The sequence below is a fragment of the Streptomyces sp. NPDC087428 genome (assembly GCF_044744085.1).
Lineage (GTDB): Bacteria > Actinomycetota > Actinomycetes > Streptomycetales > Streptomycetaceae > Streptomyces.
Genome location: NZ_JBIUXR010000013.1, coordinates 1 through 18,135, shown reverse-complemented (window position 1 = coordinate 18,135; position 18,135 = coordinate 1). Strand labels below are relative to the sequence as shown.

The 18,135-nt window shown below is 70.4% G+C and carries 15 protein-coding genes; 5 read left to right on the top strand and 10 right to left on the bottom strand.

Translation table 11 applies throughout. From position 1 onward, the window contains the following. Positions 1-139 precede the first annotated feature (139 nt). A complete protein-coding gene (locus ACIO3R_RS26790; protein WP_385035203.1) occupies positions 140-1,156 on the bottom strand; it encodes a terpene cyclase in 1,017 nt (338 codons plus the stop codon). Between the two features lie 307 nt (positions 1,157-1,463). Between ACIO3R_RS26790 and ACIO3R_RS26785 the strand changes: the two genes are divergently transcribed. The 5 genes from ACIO3R_RS26785 to ACIO3R_RS26765 all read left to right on the top strand — a co-directional run bounded on the left by ACIO3R_RS26785 (position 1,464) and on the right by ACIO3R_RS26765 (position 7,941). After that, positions 1,464-2,930, top strand: coding sequence for a GuaB1 family IMP dehydrogenase-related protein (locus ACIO3R_RS26785; protein WP_385035199.1), 1,467 nt, complete (start codon positions 1,464-1,466; stop codon positions 2,928-2,930). A 220-nt stretch (positions 2,931-3,150) separates the two neighbouring features. Next, complete coding sequence (locus ACIO3R_RS26780) at positions 3,151-4,608, top strand: aldehyde dehydrogenase family protein (RefSeq protein ID WP_385035197.1); 1,458 nt, start codon at positions 3,151-3,153, stop codon at positions 4,606-4,608. Between the two features lie 138 nt (positions 4,609-4,746). Next, a complete protein-coding gene (locus ACIO3R_RS26775) occupies positions 4,747-5,202 on the top strand; it encodes an Lrp/AsnC family transcriptional regulator (protein ID WP_402109598.1) in 456 nt (151 codons plus the stop codon). A gap of 193 nt (positions 5,203-5,395) precedes the next feature. Next, on the top strand, positions 5,396-6,193 hold the full coding sequence (locus ACIO3R_RS26770) for a carbon-nitrogen hydrolase family protein (protein ID WP_402109314.1): 798 nt from the start codon (positions 5,396-5,398) through the stop codon (positions 6,191-6,193). Positions 6,194-6,240: 47 nt separating this feature from the next. Next, positions 6,241-7,941 (top strand): flavin monoamine oxidase family protein, encoded by a 1,701-nt coding sequence (locus ACIO3R_RS26765; RefSeq protein WP_402109311.1) that lies wholly within the window; start codon positions 6,241-6,243, stop codon positions 7,939-7,941. A 6-nt stretch (positions 7,942-7,947) separates the two neighbouring features. Here ACIO3R_RS26765 and ACIO3R_RS26760 read toward each other — a convergent pair whose 3' ends face one another. The 9 genes from ACIO3R_RS26760 to ACIO3R_RS26720 form a co-directional block, all read right to left on the bottom strand. Next, positions 7,948-8,796: a fumarylacetoacetate hydrolase family protein gene (locus ACIO3R_RS26760; protein ID WP_385355012.1), complete on the bottom strand. Its 849-nt coding sequence runs from the start codon at positions 8,794-8,796 to the stop codon at positions 7,948-7,950. 58 nt (positions 8,797-8,854) lie between these two features. Then, a complete protein-coding gene (locus ACIO3R_RS26755; protein WP_402109310.1) occupies positions 8,855-9,880 on the bottom strand; it encodes a hydroxyacid dehydrogenase in 1,026 nt (341 codons plus the stop codon). Continuing rightward, positions 9,864-10,919 (bottom strand): dihydrodipicolinate synthase family protein, encoded by a 1,056-nt coding sequence (locus tag ACIO3R_RS26750; protein WP_402109308.1) that lies wholly within the window; start codon positions 10,917-10,919, stop codon positions 9,864-9,866. The genes ACIO3R_RS26755 and ACIO3R_RS26750 overlap by 17 nt, the downstream gene beginning before the upstream one ends. Before the next feature lie 8 nt (positions 10,920-10,927). Next, positions 10,928-11,956 (bottom strand): NAD-dependent epimerase/dehydratase family protein, encoded by a 1,029-nt coding sequence (locus tag ACIO3R_RS26745; RefSeq protein ID WP_385035185.1) that lies wholly within the window; start codon positions 11,954-11,956, stop codon positions 10,928-10,930. An 8-nt stretch (positions 11,957-11,964) separates the two neighbouring features. Beyond that, positions 11,965-12,912 (bottom strand): carbohydrate ABC transporter permease, encoded by a 948-nt coding sequence (locus ACIO3R_RS26740; RefSeq protein WP_385035183.1) that lies wholly within the window; start codon positions 12,910-12,912, stop codon positions 11,965-11,967. 2 nt (positions 12,913-12,914) lie between these two features. After that, positions 12,915-13,820, bottom strand: coding sequence for a sugar ABC transporter permease (locus ACIO3R_RS26735; protein ID WP_363027803.1), 906 nt, complete (start codon positions 13,818-13,820; stop codon positions 12,915-12,917). Between the two features lie 106 nt (positions 13,821-13,926). Beyond that, positions 13,927-15,183: an ABC transporter substrate-binding protein gene (locus tag ACIO3R_RS26730; RefSeq protein ID WP_385035181.1), complete on the bottom strand. Its 1,257-nt coding sequence runs from the start codon at positions 15,181-15,183 to the stop codon at positions 13,927-13,929. Positions 15,184-15,230: 47 nt separating this feature from the next. Continuing rightward, positions 15,231-16,487: a Gfo/Idh/MocA family protein gene (locus ACIO3R_RS26725; RefSeq protein WP_385035179.1), complete on the bottom strand. Its 1,257-nt coding sequence runs from the start codon at positions 16,485-16,487 to the stop codon at positions 15,231-15,233. Between the two features lie 32 nt (positions 16,488-16,519). Further along, the coding region (locus tag ACIO3R_RS26720) for a peptidase C14 (protein ID WP_402109302.1) at positions 16,520-18,135 on the bottom strand (1,616 nt) is incomplete at its 5' end.

The window sequence follows — 18,135 nt, the reverse complement described above, 5'->3', positions numbered from 1 at the left end:
GCCCTTCCGCGTGGGCGGGGCGGGGGGGGGCGCCGGGGGGGGGGGGGGGGGCGCGGGGGGGGTGGGGGGGGCGGGGGGGGGGGGGGGGGGGGGGCCCCCCCGCCCCCACCCCCCGCGTCCTTGACGCCGCAGACCCGGGTCAGTCCTGCCGGACGCCCAGGACCGTCGCCTCCAGATACTGCTCCGGTTCCTTGTACTGGCTGACGTCGGCCGGGTCGTACCGGGGTGTCTGCCGGGACCAGTCGAGATTGCCACGCATCCAGCTCCGCATCCCGTCCAGATACGGCTTCAGCATCCAGTTGAGCTGCGGATACGCGCCGAGCAGCTCGGCCTCCGCGCCGAGGAAGCGCTCGGTCTCCGCGGCGATCTCCGCGCAGACGTGGTCGAGCGACTGCTGCTTGCCGTACCCGCGGTGGTGCCGGACCAGATGGACGAGATTGTGGATCTCGCCGAGGACCTGCTCCTTCTCGTAGGAGTACACGTCATTGGCCCAGCACACGACGTTGCACGAGGCCTCCAGCGCGGTGATGAACCGGGCGTCGTTGTGGATCGACTCGGGCGCCTCGACGCCGGCCACGATCTCTATCAGGTCCATGCAGACATGTATCGCACCGGTGTGCCGGCGCTTCTCGATGTACGTCGCCTCGGCCGGGACCACGCCGTCGGCCCGGTTCCCGGCCTCCCAGGTGGTGGCGGTCGTGAGGTACGTCATCAGGTGATAGGTGAAGCGCCGACGCCACTGCGGTGCGGCGGCCGGCACCGTGCGTTCCCAGAGATCGACGAGGGCCACGACGGCGGCCGGTAACTCCTCGCCCGGCGGCGTGCCCGTGCCGTCGACCACGGACTGCATCAGGGCGACCACGCTGCGCACCCGGTCCGGGCTGCGGCCGAGGTGGCCGTCGTCCAGCTGGTCGTCGACGAGAAACAGCCAGACGAACCAGTCGGCGACAAGGTCCAGATTCTCACTGTCGGCGGTCGGGTACACCATGCCCACGAAGGCGCCGAAGTCCGCCTGCTCGAAGCGTTCCCTGGCTGAATCCCGGTGCACCAGACCGGTGTTGCGGGTCCAGGCGTCGAGGTGTTCCCGTACGTGCCCGACATGCGGGTTCGTCTGCTGGGGGAACGGGCAGTAGATGTCCGGCAGTTCGCTCTCCACGGGCGGGTCGTGATCCTCTCCGGTCGTGCGTATGACGGAAGTTGTGACCATTCCGCCTGTTCCTCCGGGGCGTGTGGCTGACCCTCGGGACCTGCGGGTTTGAAGCTACCCGACCCCTTGTCACCAGGTCCAGGGATGATGATCCCGAATGATCGGGAGGCCGTGCGGGTAGGGTCTGTGGGCAAGGCAGGTTCCACTTGCCCGGGGCTCCCGGCCCTGTTCCTCGGAGGAACATACGAGCGCGGGAGTCATTTGTTGTGTCATCGTGGAAACGACCTGCGCCATTTCGTATGAAAATATGAGTGTTATGCGTTTTCTTGAGCCCGGCACCGGTCGCTACACAGAGTCCCCCGCGGTCCCGTACGACCTCACGTACGACGATGTCTTCATGGTTCCGGGCCGCTCCGCGGTCGGATCCCGCCAAGGGGTCGACCTGTCCTCGCCCGACGGCACCGGCACCACCATCCCGCTCGTTGTCGCGAATATGACGGCTATCGCGGGCCGCCGGATGGCCGAAACGATCGCCCGTCGCGGCGGACTCGTCGTCATCCCGCAGGACATCCCGATCGAGGTCGTCACCGAGGTCATCACCTGGGTCAAGACGCGCCACCTCGTGCTCGACACCCCCATCGTGCTGGCCCCCGGCCAGACGGTCGCCGACGCGCTGTCCCTGCTGCCCAAGCGCGCCCACGGCGCCGGCGTCGTCGTCGACAGCGAGCGTCGCCCCGTCGGCGTGGTCACCGACCACGACCTGACCGGCGTCGACCGCTTCACCCAGCTCTCCGAGGTCATGTCCAAGGACCTGGTGCTGCTCGACGCGGACATCGACCCGCGTGACGCGTTCAACAAGCTCGACGGTGCCAACCGCAAGCTCGCCCCGGCGGTCGACGCGGAGGGCCGGCTCGTCGGCATACTCACCCGGAAGGCGGCACTGCGCGCGACGCTCTACACCCCCGCCACCGACGCGGGCGGCAGGCTGCGGATCGCCGCGGCCGTCGGGATCAACGGTGACGTGGCCGGCAAGGCCAAGCAGCTCCTCGACGCCGGCGCCGACACCCTGGTCGTCGACACCGCCCACGGTCACCAGGAGTCCATGATCAGTGCGGTCCGCGCGGTCCGGGCGCTGGACCCCCGGGTGCCGATCGTCGCGGGGAACATCGTCGCCGCCGAGGGCGTGCGCGACCTCATCGAGGCCGGCGCCGACATCATCAAGGTCGGTGTCGGACCCGGCGCCATGTGCACCACCCGGATGATGACCGGCGTGGGCCGCCCGCAGTTCTCCGCGGTCCTGGAATGTGCCGCGGAGGCGAAGAAGTACGGCAAGCACGTCTGGGCGGACGGCGGCGTCCGCCACCCGCGCGACGTCGCCATGGCGCTCGCCGCGGGCGCGTCCAACGTGATGATCGGTTCCTGGTTCGCCGGGACGTACGAGTCGCCCGGCGACCTCCAGCAGTCCGCCGACGGCCGCTTCTACAAGGAGTCCTTCGGCATGGCGTCCGCACGCGCCGTGAAGAACCGCACCTCCGACGAGTCGGCGTACGACCGGGCCCGCAAGGCGCTCTTCGAGGAGGGCATCTCCACCTCGCGGATGTTCCTGGATCCGTCGCGTCCGGGTGTCGAGGACCTCGTCGACTCGATCATCGCGGGCGTCCGCTCCTCCTGCACCTACGCCGGTGCGGCCTCCCTCGCGGAGTTCGCCGAGAAGGCGGTCGTCGGTGTGCAGAGCGCCGCCGGTTACGCCGAGGGCAAGCCGCTGCACGCCAGCTGGAGCTGATCCCGCACCACCGCACCATCCGTGCCCCTTCCGGCCGTTCGCGCCGGAGGGGGCACGGGCGTTCCCGGAGAGCCTGCGGTCCTTCCCGGAGAGCTCGCGCGGGTCGTTTCGGTTGTCCGGATCCGGGTACCTGTGAAAGCTTTCACGCTTTCCAACTCACTTGAAGATTAAGTAATATGAATCTCCATCAACTGCCCGCCACTCTGCGGTAAGGGATCTCATGTCCTTCTTCACTGACCTGGCCCATCAGTACATCGACGGCGAGTGGAGGCCGGGCAAGGGGTCCTGGGACATCATCGACTTCAACCCCTTCGACGGGGAGAAGCTCGCCTCGATCACGGTCGCCACGGCCGGCGAGGTGGACCAGGCCTACCGCGCGGCCGAGACCGCCCAGCAGGCGTGGGGCGACACCAACGCGTACGCCAGGCGCGCCGTGCTGGAGAAGGCGCTGCGGATCGTCGAGGACCGCGAGGCCGAGATCGGTGACGCGATCGTCGCGGAGCTCGGCGGCACGCGTCTGAAGGCCGCCTTCGAGCTGCATCTGGCCAAGGAGTTCCTGCGCGAGTCGATCCACCTCGCGCTGCGGTCGACCGGTCAGATCCTGCCCTCGCCGACCGAGGGCAAGGAGAACCGGGTGTACCGCGTGCCCGTCGGCGTGGTGGGTGTCATCAGCCCGTTCAACTTCCCCTTCCTGCTGTCGCTCAAATCGGTCGCCCCCGCGCTGGCGCTCGGCAACGCCGTGGTGCTCAAGCCGCACCAGAACACGCCGATCTGCGGCGGCACCCTGGTGGCGAAGGTGTTCGAGGACGCCGGACTGCCGGCCGGCCTGCTGAACGTGGTGGTCACCGACATCGCCGAGATCGGGGACGCACTGCTGGAGCACCCCATTCCGCAGGTCATCTCCTTCACCGGCTCCGACAAGGTCGGGCGGCACGTCGCGACCGTGTGCGCGGCCAACCTCAAGCGTTCCGTGCTCGAACTCGGCGGCAACAGCGCGCTCATCGTGCTCGATGACGCCGATGTGGACTACGCGGTCGACGCGGCGGTCTTCAGCCGTTACGTGCACCAGGGGCAGGTCTGCATGGCCGCCAACCGGATCCTGGTCGACCGCGCGGTGGAGCAGGAGTTCACCGAGAAGTTCGTGGCCAAGGTCGCCTCGCTGCGCGTCGGCGACCCGGCCGACCCGGCGACCCAGATCGGGCCGCTGATCAACTCCACCCAGGCCGAGGCGATCGCCGCGCTCGTCGACCAGACCGTGGAGGCCGGTGCGACCGCGCTGCTGCACGGGCGGGCCGACGGCAATCTCGTCAGCCCCTCCGTGCTGACCGGCCTGGCGGCCGACTCGCCGGTGCTGTCCCAGGAGATCTTCGGCCCGGTCGCGCTTCTCGTGCCGTTCGACGGCGAGGACGAGGCGGTCCGGATCGCCAACGACACCCCGTACGGGCTGAGCGGCGCGGTGCACACCGGCAACGTCGAGCGCGGTGTCCGGGTCGGGCAGCGGATCCGAACCGGCATGATCCACATCAACGACGGCACCGTCCACGACGAGCCGATCGTTCCCTTCGGCGGCGAGAAGAGCTCCGGGCTCGGGCGGCTGAACGGCGACTCGATGCTCGACGCCTTCACCACCCAGAAGTGGATCTCCGTTCAGCACGGACGCTCGCAGTTCCCGTTCTGACCCCGCTCCACCTGCGGTGAGCGCGCCCTGCCGGGCGGGCCCATGGTCTACTTCGGGGGCGGCACCGCCGCCCCCGAACCGGCCGTCGCCATGGCCGTCACCCGGCCATCGCCCTCGCAGAGAAGTGATCCGTACGACGTGCGACTGAACGACCTCGACGAACGCATCGTCCACGCCCTCGCCGAAGACGCCCGTCGCTCCTACGCGGACATCGGCTCGATCATCGGGCTGTCCGCGCCCGCGGTGAAGCGCCGGGTGGACAGGCTGCGGGCCGAGGGCGCGATCACGGGATTCACCGTGCGGGTGGATCCGGCGGCGCTCGGCTGGGAGACCGAGGGGTTCATCGAGATCTACTGCAGCCGCAACACCTCGCCGGAGTCGATCAAGAGCGGCCTCGCCCGGTATCCGGAGGTCGCGTCGGCGTCCACGGTGACCGGGGACGCCGACGCCATCGTTCAGGTGTTCGCGGCGGACATGCGCCACTTCGAGCAGGTGCTGGAGCGCATCGCGGGCGAGCCCTACGTGGAGCGGACGAAGTCCGTGCTGGTGCTCTCGCCGCTGCTGCGGCGGTACTCGTCGGGGTCGCCCGCCTAAGGGCTGGGGCGCCCGGGAGAGCTGGGTCACGTTCGTGGCCTGCGGAAACGTGCGGCGCAACGAATCGTTGCGTACCGCCGCTCGGACGCAACGGATCGACGGTCCATGCGCAACGGTCGCGCCTTGTCCGGGGGTGAGCGCGGACCGTACCGTCAATACGTCCCCGCCCCGCCCGCACCGCCCGAGGTCTGCCATGCCGCCGTTGCGCACCGCCCTGCTCCAGAGCTCCGGACATCCGGGCTCGGTGACCCGGAACATCGAGGTGCTCGACGACGCCGCACGGCACGCCGCCGCCGGCGGGGCCCGGCTGCTCGTCTGTCCCGAGATGTTCCTGACCGGGTACGCGATCGGGGACGACGTGGACCGGCTGGCCGAGGCCGCCGACGGGCCCGCCGCGCACGCCGTCGCCGGGATCGCCGTACGGCACGGCATCGCCGTTCACTACGGCTACCCGGAGCGGGACGGCGACACCCTGTACAACGCCGCCCAGCTCATCGGCCCCGACGGCACCTCGCTCGCGAACTACCGCAAGACGCATCTCTTCGGCGACTTCGAGCAGCAGTGGTTCACCCCCGGAGAGCAGCCGCTCGTCCAGGCCGAACTGGACGGCGTCCGCGTCGGGCTCCTGATCTGCTACGACGTCGAGTTCCCGGAGAACGCACGGGCGCACGCCCTCGCCGGCACCGATCTGCTGCTGGTGCCCACGGCGCTGATGCACCCCTTCCCGTTCGTCGCCGAGTCCCTCGTCCCGGTCCGTGCCTTCGAGAACCAGCTGTACGTCGCCTACGCCAACCGGACCGGCTCCGAGGGCGAGTTCGAGTTCGTCGGGCTGAGCTGCCTGGCCGGTCCCGACGGCACCGTCCGCACCCGCGCCGGACGCGGCGAGGAACTCGTCCTCGGGGACGTGGACCCGGCGCTCCTGACCGCGTCCCGGGCCGGCAACCCGTATCTGCGCGACCGCCGCCCCGGTCTGTACGGCTCCCTCGTCTGAGCCCGCCGCTCCGCTCACTCACTTTTCCCGCAAGGAGTCCGTACCCCATGACGTCCACGGTGCCCACCGCTGTCCAGCACACCGAGGCAGCCCCGCCGATCACCATGTTCGGGCCGGACTTCCCCTACGCGTACGACGACTTCCTCGCGCATCCCGCCGGGCTCGGACAGATACCGGCGACCGAGCACGGCAGCGAGGTCGCGGTCATCGGCGGCGGGCTCTCCGGGATCATCACCGCCTACGAGCTGATGAAGATGGGCCTCAGGCCCGTCCTCTACGAGGCCGACCGGATCGGCGGACGGCTGCGTACCGTCGAGTTCGACGGCTGCACGGTCGACGGGCAGCCGCTCACCGCCGAGATGGGCGCGATGCGCTTCCCGCCGTCCTCGACCGCGCTCCAGCACTACATCGACCTGGTCGCACTGGAGACGAAGCCGTTCCCCAACCCGCTCTCCCCGGTCACCCCTTCGACCGTCGTCGACCTGAAGGGCGCGTCGCACTACGCCCGGACGATCGACGACCTCCCGCAGATCTACCGGGACGTGATGGACGCCTGGAACAGCTGCCTGGAGGAGGGCGCCGACTTCTCCGACATGAACCGGGCGATGCGCGAGCGCGACGTCCCGCGGATCCGGGAGATCTGGGCCCGGCTCGTCGAGAAGCTCGACAACCAGACCTTCTACGGCTTCCTCTGCGACTCGGAGGCCTTCAAGTCCTTCCGCCACCGCGAGGTCTTCGGGCAGGTCGGCTTCGGCACCGGCGGCTGGGACACCGACTTCCCCAACTCCATCCTGGAGATCCTGCGCGTCGTCTACACCGAGGCGGACGACCACCACCGCTCCATCGTGGGCGGCAGCCAGCAGCTTCCGCTGCGCCTCTGGGAACGCGAACCGCAGAAGATCATCCACTGGCCGCTCGGCACCTCGCTGGCCTCCCTGCACGACGGGGAGCCGCGGCCCGCGGTGACCCGGCTGAACCGCACCGCCGGGAACCGGATCACCGTCACCGACGCCTCCGGCGACATCCGCACCTTCCGGGCGGCCGTCTTCACCGGGCAGTCCTGGCTGCTGCTCTCCAAGATCGCCTGCGATGACGCACTTTTCCCGATCGACCACTGGACGGCAATGGAGCGCACCCACTACATGGAGTCCTCCAAGCTGTTCGTCCCCGTCGACCGGCCGTTCTGGCTGGACAAGGACGAGGCGACCGGCCGCGACACCATGTCGATGACGCTCACCGACCGGATGACGCGCGGCACGTACCTCCTGGACGACGGCCCGGACAAGCCGGCCAGCATCTGCCTCTCCTACACCTGGTGCGACGACAGCCTGAAGTGGCTGCCGCTCTCGGCGACCGAGCGCATGGACGTGATGCTGAAGTCGCTCGGTGAGATCTATCCGGGCGTCGACATCAGGAAGCACATCATCGGCAACCCGGTGACGGTCTCCTGGGAGAACGAGCCCTGCTTCATGGGCGCGTTCAAGGCCAATCTGCCCGGCCACTACCGCTACCAGCGGCGGCTGTTCACCCACTTCATGCAGGACCGGCTGCCCGCCGACAAGCGGGGCCTGTTCCTGGCGGGCGACGACATCTCCTGGACGGCCGGCTGGGCCGAGGGGGCCGTCCAGACCGCGCTGAACGCCGTCTGGGGCGTGATGACCCAGTTCGGCGGTGCGACCGACGCGGCCAACCCCGGCCCCGGAGACGTCTTCGACGAGATCGCCCCGGTCGAACTCCCGGAGGACTGAGGGCGGTTACGCGGGCCGGCAGACGCTGCGCTGCCGGCCCAGGCCGGAGATCTCGACCTCCATCACGTCATCCGGGCCCAGGTACGGGAAGCGGCCGGACAGGGCCACGCCCTGCGGCGTACCCGTGTTGATGATGTCGCCGGGCTCCAGCACCAGGTACTGCGACAGGTGGTGCACCAGATGCGCCACGCCGAAGATCATGTCCGCGGTGGAGGAGTTCTGCCGGGGCTCCCCGTTGACATGGCTGGTCAGCCGCAGCCGCTGCGGGTCACCGACCTCGTCGGCCGTGACCAGGACCGGGCCCAGCGGGTTGAACGTGGCGCAGCTCTTGCCCTTGGACCACTGGCCGCCCGACTCCTCCAGCTGGAAGGCGCGCTCGGAGACGTCGTTGCTCACCGCGTACCCCGCGATGTGGGCGGCTGCGTCGGCGGGGGAGTCCAGGTAGGAGGCGCGGCGGCCGATGACGACGGCCAGCTCCACCTCCCAGTCGGTCTTCTTCGAGCCGCGCGGGATGAGGACGTCGTCGTACGGGCCGACGACCGTGTTCGGGGACTTGTAGAAGAGGATCGGCTGCTCGGGCGGCTCGGCACCGGACTCCGCCGCGTGGGCGGCGTAGTTCTGGCCGATGCACAGCAGCGCGGAGGGCCGGGCCACCGGGGCGCCGATCCGCTCCCCGGTGATGTCGGTCTCCGGGAGCTTCGGCTCGGCGGGGATCAGGTGCGGGTTCTCGGCCAGCGCGGCGAGGAACGCGCCGTCGATGTCGTCGGTGATGCCCGACAGGTCGTAGTGGCGGCCCTCGGGGCAGACGACGACCGGGCGCTCATGGCCCGGCTCGCCTATGCGCATCAGTCGCATGACGGGTGGATCTCCTGACGGGTACGGGGTACGGGGGGCGTTACGGGTACGGGGACGGTCAGCGCAGCCTGACGAGGGCGTCGGCGGTGACGGCGTGGACCGGGGGACGCCCGGCGAGCAGTCGCAGCACCTCGTTGACGGCGCTGGTGCCGAGCCGCTGCCGGCACTCGACGCTGCCGGCCGCCTGGTGCGGGGTGAGCAGCACGTTCGGCAGGGAGCGGAAGGGGTGGCCGGCGGGCAGCGGTTCGGCGTCGAAGACGTCGATGGCGGCGTCCAGCCGGCCCGTGGTCAGTTCGGTCAGGAGCGCGTCCTCGTCGACCAGCCACGATCGGGCGGTGTTCACCAGGCCGGCGCCGTCCGGCATCAGCGCCAGCTGCTCGGCGCCGAGCATCCGGTGGGTCTCCTCGGTGACCGGCGCGTGCACGGCCACGATCCGGCTGCCGGAGAGCAGCGTCTCCAGCGGTACGGACTCCACGCCGAGCGTCCCGGCGTCGGCATCGGACAGGAACGGGTCGGTGACGCGCACCCGCGCCCCCATCGCCCGCACCATCCGGATGTAGGCGCGCCCGGTGCGGGAGGCGCCGATCACCCCGATGTCGCTGCCGTGGATCTCGTGGCGCGGCGGCGCCTCGCTCGCCGCCGCCCAGTCCTGCCCGCCGCGCAGGGCGTGGTCGAAGCGCTGGATGCGGTGGAGCAGGGAGAGGGTGAAGGCGAGCGCCACCTCGGCGACCGGGCGGGCCATCTCGTCACCGGCCTGGGTGACCAGGATGCCCCGCCGGAACACGTCCTGGGTGACATAGGGGGCGACCGCGGAGCCGGTGTGCGCCACCAGCTCCAACCGGTCCGCGTGGCCGAGGAGTTCGGCGTCCACCCTGGGTGCCCGCCACGAGGTGATCAGCGCACGCGCGCCGGGCAGTGCGGCCGCGACCGCCGCCCGGTCGCTGTGGTCGTCGATGACCGTCAGCCGCGCGGCCCGCTCCAGCTCCTGCCACACCTCGGCGGTGAAGAACTGGGCGCGCAGGTGCGGCGGTACGGCGACGACCACCCGGGAGGAGCGGTCGGCGGTTTCAGGAGAGCCAGGCATCGAGGTGCTCCGCAACGAAGGCGTCATCGGTCAGCCAAGGGTAGGCCGCGGCCACCCGGGTGATCTCCTCGGCCTGTCCCGGGGAGAGCGTCTCGGCCGGGTCAAGGCAGCGGATGTTCGCCAACAGGCCCTGACGGCGCAGCACTTCGTGCACCCCGGCGATACAGCCGCGGAACGCGCCCCGCACGTCGAAGACCGCGCTGTTGGCGTCGGTCAGCTCGGTGCGGCGGGCCAGGCAGCGGACCGTCGCCGCGTGGTCCCCGGCGCGGGCCCGGCGGACGTCGTCGAGCAGGGTCGCCGCGGAGCTCGTCCACACCGCCCACTGGCCGAGCAGCCCGCCCGCGAACCAGCGCTGCGCGCCGTCCGCCGTGGTGTACGGGGTGAGCAGGTCGCCGATGATGTCGTCGTCGTTGCCGGTGTACAGCGCGACCTCGCCGGCCCGGTCCGCGGCGGCCACGGCCCGTACGACATCGGCGGTGCGGTAGCGGTCGAACGGGGCGATCTTCACCGCGACGGTGTTCGGCAGGTCGGTGAACGCGGACCAGAAGCCCGGCGACAAGTACCGTCCGCCGACGGCCTCCTGGAGGTAGAAGCCGATGACGGGCAGGACCTCGCCGACCGCCCGCGCCCGCTCCAGCAGCCCCTTCTCGTCCGCACCGGGCACGGCCGGGCTGAGCAGCACCGCGTCGTAGCCGAGCTCGGCGGCGGTGGTGGCCTCCGCGACGGCCTGCGCGGTGTAGCCGCAGGCGCCGGCGACCTTGACGAACGGCCGGCCGGCCTCGGCGTCGATGGTCTCGGCCGCGAGCTCCAGGACCGGCCGGAACAGACCGACCCCGGGTTCGCGGATCTCGAACTGCGTGGTGTGGACGGCGACGGCTGCGCCGCCCGCGCCGGACGCCAGGTAGTAGCGGGTGAGCGCGCGTTGCCGGCGCTCGTCGAACGTGCCGTCCGCGTGCAGCGCGAGCGGGTGCGCGGGTATCGCCGCGCCCCGGGCGAGCAGTTCCAGGGCGGGGGTGGGCAGGCGGGAGGGAGTGGACATGGAGTGGATCAGAACCTTCCGTCACGTACCTGGAACTTGGTGGGCTTGCCGGACAGCGGCAGCCCGCGCCGCAGCCAGTCGGCCTGCCATTCGACGAGGGTGCGCAGTGCGACGTCCGGGTAGCCGAAGAGGGCGTGGCAGCGGCTCGCGTCGGAGAGCAGCGCGGTGGGCGCCTCGGTACCGGCGAGGACCGGCTCGCGGTCGAACTCCTCGCCGAACCACTGGGCGACGCGGCGCACCGAAGCGGTCTCCGGGCCGGTGAGGTTGAGGGTGAAGGCCTCGCCGCCGGTGGCGTGCAGCAGCGAGCGCAGCGCGACCTCGTTGGCGTACCCCTGCCACACCACGTTGGCGTGACCGGTCGTCACATCGACCGGCTCGCCCGCCTGTACGCGGTACGCGATGTCGGCGAGGACGCCGTAGCGCAGGTCGACGGCGTAGTTGAGGCGGATGTTGGCGACCCTGGTGCCGAGGGTCAGTGCCGCGTGGCCGAAGATCCGCTCCCGGCCGAGGCACGACATGGCGTACTCGCCGACCGGGCCGACCGGGTCGGTCTCGGTGCAGCCGCCCGAGGAGACCGGCACCAGCGGGTACACGTTGCCGGTGGAGAACGCGGTGATGCGCGACTCCGACCAGCGGCGGGCCACCCGGTCCGGCATCGCGGCGTTCACCGCCCAGGCGAGCGAGGGCGCCCCGGCGGAGCCGAACTTGGCGCCGACCATGAAGACGACGTTCCCGGCGTCGGGGAGCCGGGTCAGATCGGCGGCCGGGTCCATCAGGTCGAAGGCGACCGTGCGGACCCCGGCGGCCTCCAGCTCGTCGGCGGCGGCCCGGTCGGACCAGCGGGAGACCGCGTACACGGTCACGTCCGTGCGGCCGGCGGCGTCCAGCGCGCGGCGGGCCAGCCGGCACAGGCTGGGTCCCATCTTGCCGCCCGCCCCGAGGACCAGCAGATCGCCTTCGAGGCGGCCGAGGTCGGCGACGAGCGCGGGGGAGGGGGTGGCGAGCCGCTCTTCGAGTGCGGCCTCATCGGTGAACATATACCTGGCTATCCCTTGATTCCGGACGCGGTGACGCCCTCGGTGAAGTAGCGCTGTCCCACCATGTACGCGGCGAAGATGGGGACGAACGCGATGACGGAGCCGGAGAGCACCACGTTGAGCGGCACGTTCTGCTGTTGCAGCGAGGCGATTCCGACGGTGAGGGTGCGCATGTCGGTGGACTGGCCTATCACCAGTGGCCACAGGAAGTCGTTCCAGTGCCAGAGGAAGACGAAGACCCCGAGCGTGGCGAGGATCGGCTTCAGCAGCGGCAGCACGATGCGGTAGAAGATCTGCCACTCGCTGCACCCGTCGAGCCGGGCCGCCTCGAAGAGTTCGTCCGGCAGCCCCTGGATGAACTGCCGCATCAGGAACACCGCCTGGGCGTTGGCCAGGGTCGGCACGATCAGTCCCCAGTACGTGTCGACGCCGCCGAGCTTCGCGATCATCGCGAACGTCGGGATCATCGTGACGTGGTACGGGACCATCACCATCGACAGGAACGACCAGAACATCGCCTCCCGGCCGGGGAAGCGCTTCTTGGCGAACGCGTACCCGGCGAGCGAGGCGAGCAGCAGCACGCCGACGACCGAGACGACCGAGTACATCAGCGTGTTGAACAGCCAGCGCGGCACGTCCTGGGCGCCCATGACGGTGTCGTACGCCTCGCCGGTCAGCGGCCAGGGCAGCAGGCTGCCGGGGAAGTCGACCGCGGCGGACGGCTTCAGCGAGAGCACGACCATCGCGTAGAACGGGAAGACCGTGACCAGCGCGGCCACCGTCAGCAGCACGCCGCGCCCGATCCGGCCGGCCCGGGTGGAGCGCATTCCGTACGGGACGGTGTCCTGCTCGGAGAGCTTGCGCAGCTTGCGGATCGCCCGGCGCTCGGCCCGGTCCTGGGCTGCGGGGGCCTTGGGGGCGGGCGGGGCCTTCATCTCTTCGGGTGCCGCTGTCATGGTCACTGGTCCTTCCCGATCACGAGCCGCTGGATCACCGCGACGACCACGGTCAGCACGAAGAGCGCGACACCGATGGCGGCGGCGTAACCCAGGTCGAAGTACTTGAAGCCCGCGTCGTAGAGCTGGAAGACGAGCGTGTAGCTGGCGTTGGCCGGCCCGCCGCCCGTCATGGTGTAGACGGCGTCGAACACCTGGAACGAGGCGGTCGTCTCGATCACGGCGAGGAAGAACAGGGCGGGCTTGAGCTGCGGCAGCACGATGTAGCGGAACCGCTGCCAGGGGCCGGCCCCGTCGGTGAGGGCGGCCTCCTCCAGCTCGCGCGGGATGTCCTGCATCCGGGCGAGCAGGATGAGCATCCCGTAACCGAAGCGGGACCAGACGCCGACGAGCGCGAGCGCGGGCAGCACCAGCACGTCGTCGGAGAGCCAGGAGCCCTCGGACATCCCGAACCAGCCCATCAGGGTGGACCACGGGCCGCCGGTCGAGAAGATCCAGACGAAGACGGTGGCGGCCAGCACCAGTGAGGTGACGACCGGCAGGAAGAACACCGAACGGAAGAACTTGGCGCCGCGGAACGCGCGGCGGGTGATCAGGGCCAGGGACACCGACGCGAGGAGGGTGCCCGGCACGGCGATCACGGTGTAGAGGACGGTGACCTTCAGCGCCTGCCAGAACAGCGGATCGGCCCACAGGCGGGTGAAGTTGTCGAGCCCGACGAAGCTCCCGCCGCCGGTGAGGGAGTAGTCGGTGAAGCTCATCAGCACACCGGCGACGCCCGGACCGAACCGGAAGGCGAGGAAGAGCAGGAAACACGGGAGGACGAAGAGCAGGCCGATCCGGGCCTCGCGGCGCGCCTGCGGCCCGCTGCGACGGCCCCGGCGGGTGGGTTCCGCGACGACTGCCACGGGGATCTCCTTGCGGTACGGGGGAATTGCGGAGGATCGGGGGGTGTGCCCCCTGGGGGCTGCGGGGCGGGGATCCGGGTGCGGCCGGACCCCGGCCCCGCAGCGGTCAGCGGCCGAGCATCGCCTGCGCGGCCTTCTGTGCGGCGTTCAGCGCGTCCTGCGGGCTCTTCTTGCCGAGCAGGGCGGCCTGGATCTCCGGGGCGAGCACGCCCTGGACCTCGCGCGCCTTGTCCTGGAGCGGGCCCACGTCCATGCTCGGCAGCGTGGCGCCGACCGCTGTCTGCAGGGCGTCGTCCGGGTACAGGTCGCCGCCGGACTTGCGGGCCGGGAAGTAGCCGGCGGCCTTCTGCAGTCCGGCCGCGTTCTTCGACTCGGCGACGAAGTTCAGCCAGTCGCCGGTGTTCTTCTTGTCGGCGCCCTTCAGCATCGCCAGCGCGCCCACGGTGCCGTAGCCGACCGATGCGGTGTCCTTCAGCGGCGGCTGGACGACGATGTTCTCCTTGCCCCAGAAGGGCTCGACGTCCGCCGGGGTGTTCTGCCAGGTGCAGGCCACCTTCCCCTTGGCGGTCGGGGTCTGCTCCAGCTTGGGGGTGGTCGTGACCAGGTCCCGGTCGGTGTAGCCGTCGTTGACGAGCTTCTTCAGGTACGTCAGGGCCTTGACGCCGGCCGCGTCGTTGAAGGTGACGTTCTTGCCGTCCTCGGAGAAGACGTCGCCGCCGGCCTGCCAGAGCAGCGGGTAGAAGGTCATGTTCAGCGTCTGCTGGGTGTCACCGCTGTAGCTGGTGGCGTAGTAGCCCTTCTTCTTCAGCTTCGGGGCCAGCGCCTCCAGATCCGCCCAGCTCGACGGGTAGGTCTTCTCACCGATCGCGGCGAACACCCGCTTGTCGCAGATCAGCGGGTTGGCGCTGGTCAGGATCGGGGTGGCGACCGGCTTGCCGTCGACCGTGACGGACTTCAGCGCGAAGTCCGTGTAGTCCGACTTCGCGGAGGCCGGCATGTACTCGTCCGCCGGGACGATGCTCTTGGTGTACTTCGGCAGCTGGTCCGGGATCAGGTAGACCGCGTCGGGGCCCTTGCCGGAGGCGATCGCGGTGGCCAGCGCGGTGTCGCGGTTGGCCCACGGGAAGGTCTCCACCTTCACCTTGACGCCTTCGTGCTTCTTCTCGAAGGCCTTGACCAGGCCGTCCCAGTACGCCTTGTTCTTGGCCTCGTCGAAGATGACCGGGTAGGTCCACATGGTCACGGTGTTGTCGTCGCTGCCGCTGCCGGAACAGCCGGCCAGCACACCGGCGGCGAGCGCGGTGGCCAGAACGGGGGCGGCGAGGGCGCGGACTCTGGAACGGCGGGTGAGGAGACGGGACATGAGGTGGTCCTCCGAGGACATGAGGGTGGGGCGAGCAAGAAGGGGTGTCACGTGGCCGGGACCGTCTGGACGGTGCCGGTGTGCCGGGCGCGTTCGGCGGCGAACGCCGCGAGGTGGCTGCCGAGCGAGGTGGCGGGACCGGAGCGGACGGCCCCGGAGTCACCGGTGGCGACCGCGGTGACGAACGCCTCGACGAGCGCGGCGTCCCCGCCGCCGTGCCCGTCGGCCGCGTTCGAACCGGACGCGCCGAGTTCGTGGACGGCCGACTCGCCGGTCCGGAAGTCCTGCACCGTGACCCGCTCACCGTCACCGATGAGCCAGCCGTGCGAGCCGAAGATCCGGGTCTGGCGGTGGGTCTGCTCGGTGAACGCGACCATCTGGAAGGTCGCGGTCACCCCGTCCGTCAACTGCATGGCGAGAACCTGGTGGTCCACCACGTCGTTGTCGCTCCGGTAGACGCAGACCCCGTACGGGCCCTCGCGCAGGGCCTGGACGAGACCGGCCTCGTCGGTCGCCTCCGTGACATGGGTGACCGGCCAGACCGCGCCCTTCTCCCGCAGCGTCGGCATGTACAGCTTCAGCGCGCTGTACGGGCAGCCGGACTCGACCGCGCAGTCGAGACAGCGCTCCGCGGACCCGGCCGGGGCGTTCGAGGGCCGGAAGTGCTTCAGCCCGCCGAAACCGGTGACCTGCTCGATCCGGCCGCCCATGACGTACGTGATCCAGTCCAGGTCGTGGCAGGACTTGGCGAGCAGCATCGGGGAGGAGTCCTTCTCGCTGCGCCAGGGCCCGCGCACGTAGCTGTGGGCGTAGTGCCACCAGCCGACCGGCTCCAGATGGTCGAGTGAGACGAGCTGCCCGAGCACACCGGAGTCCACGACCTCCTTCACCAGGTCGGTGTACGGGGTGTACCGCATGACGTGGCAGACGGCGAACAGCACTCCGGCCCGCTCCACCCCCTCGACGATCCGCCGGGTCTCCTCCTCGGTCGGGGCGAGCGGCTTCTCGGCGAGGATCGCGTAACCGGCCTCGGCCAGGGCCAGCACCGGTTCCACATGGAAGCGGTCCTGGGTGGCGACGATGACGGCGTCGGCGACGCGGTTCTCCACGAGCGGCCGCCAGTCGTCGAACTCGACGGGTGCGCCGGCGGCCGCCCGCGCCGCGGGGCGCGGATCGGCGACGGCGACGAGCTCGGCACGCTCCGGGTGCGCCTTGATCCACTCGGCGTACGTCAGACCGCGGTTACCGGCGCCGACGAGTGCGACGCGTACGGGCCGGCCGGTGATCGGGGTATGCGTGGACACGGGGAATCCCTGGTACTCGATGGGCGGGGTGTTCAGAAGCGCAGCGTGGCTGCGGTGTGGGCGACGCGGTCGCCCTCGTCGGGGAGCGCGGTGCGCTCGGTGCCGTCCTCGACGCAGCCGGTGTGCAGCAGATGGCTGGAGCCGCCGAACGCCGCGGGCCGCAGTTCGAGCCGGCCACCGGTGAAGGTGGAGCCGGTGGCCCGGTAGCGGTTGGGCCCCTCGGTGAGCAGCACATGGGCGGTGCCCTTGGGGGCGGTCGAGTCGAGGCCGCCGAGCTGCCAGTCGACGGTGCGTCCGGAGCCGGTACGGGCCAGCAGGGCGCCGTCCTTGTTGGTGCCGGACAGCCGCGTTCCGTCGACGCGCAGCCGCTGGTCCTTCACCGACGTCAGCTTGAGACCGGTGTCGCGGAGTTCGCCGCCGAGGACGGTGACGTCCAAGTGGGCGAGCGAGACCGGCGCGGCGTCCGCGGCGCCGGTCAGCGTGCACTGGTCGACGACGAGCGGCCCGGTGCCGTTGAACACCGCGCCGCCGACGCCCTTCAGCGTGGTGCGCTGGAGGGTGAGCGGGGCGGTGACGTTGGCCTGGGTGATCTCCGCGCCCGCCGCGAAGGCGAAGGAGGAGTCCGCGATCACGTTGGGCCGGGCGGACAGGTCGGAGGCCCGCGAGACGATCAGCGGACCCGTCGCCGTACAGCCCCGCATCTGCACGCCGTCCGCGTTGACCCAGAGCATTCCGGAGCCGGCCAGCGACTTCTTGCCGATGACCAGGACGTCTTCGAGCGTCAGATCGGTGATCTTGACGCGGGCCACGAACCAGGAGCAGGCGTGCCGGCGTACGGTGATCCGCTTGGCCCGGCCGCCCCAGGCCGCGCCCGAGTTGGCGAAGGTCATCAGCCCGGAGTTGCCGGTGTAGGTGAGGTCGTGCTCGAACTGGCCGTGCGTCACGAAGGGGCCCTCGTCGTCACCGTCGCCGTGGCAGTTGGTGACGTAGCAGTAGGCCGAGGCCGTGAAGTCGTTGAGGTGACGGGCGTTGGAGGTGTGACAGTCCTCCACGTGCCCGTACAGGCAGTAGATCTGCTGGGTGAGGTAGCCCGCGCCGCCGTAGGTGACGGACTTCGGGTTCGTCAGCGAGCACTGCTCGGTGCGGTAGTACGTGCACCAGCGGCGCATCACCACCGGCCAGAACGTGCCGATGGCCTCGATCCCGGAGACGTCGCAGCGCACCGCGTACTCGTAGGCGACCGGGTGCGAGCCGGTCATCTCGTCCTCGCCCCAGCCCTCGAAGACCATGTTGCGCACATGGGCGCGGTCCACGGGCTCGATCCGGGTCCAGGTCAGCGTGCGGCCGGCGGCCAGGTCCCAGCCGATCTGGTAGTTGACCCGGACGCGGGTGGCGTCGACGACGTCGGTGACCTGGACGAGCCGCTGGATCTCCTTCTCGTACTGCCCCGACAGGGCGTTGATCTCCACCGCCCACCACTGGCCGACCGCGAACTTCGAGGAGTCGCCGACCTCGAAGAGGTCCGAGAGATCCGGCATCGCCGCGCTCAGGCTGTGCTTGACGGTGGTGTCGGTGACGGTGCCGCGGAAGGAGAGGACGGCGCCGAAGGGGTTGTCGTGGGTGTTCTTCTCGATGCCTTCGGTGCGGA